General features: G+C 64.1%; 1 protein-coding gene. It reads right to left on the bottom strand.

Annotated features, from left to right (window positions below; translation table 11 throughout):
- Nucleotides 1–261, bottom strand: a 261-nt coding sequence (locus K9U40_RS23785) for a hypothetical protein (protein WP_282892520.1), incomplete at its 3' end; no start/stop codon positions are given.
- Between the last annotated feature and the right edge of the window lie 190 nt (nt 262–451).

Below are 451 nucleotides of genomic sequence, written 5' to 3'. Positions count from 1 at the left end.
GTCCGGCCCGGATCGCGCGAGGCGGACGAAGCCGACCGGCCGGTCGTTCCGGTCACAGGCCATGAAGAACCGTCCACCCTGGTTGAAGAGGTGCGTGAGGATGGGCATGTGCACCCGCGCGATCGCGCGCTCGATGGTGCGGGACACGTCCCGCGAGTCGCTCAGGTAGCGGACGACCGCGTCGTCCTCCAGCCAGTGCATCAATTGCAGGGCATCGGAGCGGGTCACCTCCGGACACAGCGAAACAAAAGGCTTGCTCATCTTCACCACGCTTGGTTGCAAGAATGAAAGCCTTTCATGGCTGTGGCCATGCCGGTTCTTTCCTCGGGAGCGTAATTTTAGGACACAGCGGCAACAGCCGGACCCGTCTTGCCCCGTTGCAGGGGCTCATCCAGGGGAGGGAGCCCCTAGCTCACCGCCCCATCGGCGACTTCGTTGGCCCCCTCGATCA

It is taken from the genome of Xanthobacter autotrophicus (assembly GCF_030015065.1).
Classification (GTDB): domain Bacteria; phylum Pseudomonadota; class Alphaproteobacteria; order Rhizobiales; family Xanthobacteraceae; genus Xanthobacter; species Xanthobacter autotrophicus_D.
This window is presented reverse-complemented; position numbering and strand designations above follow the sequence as displayed.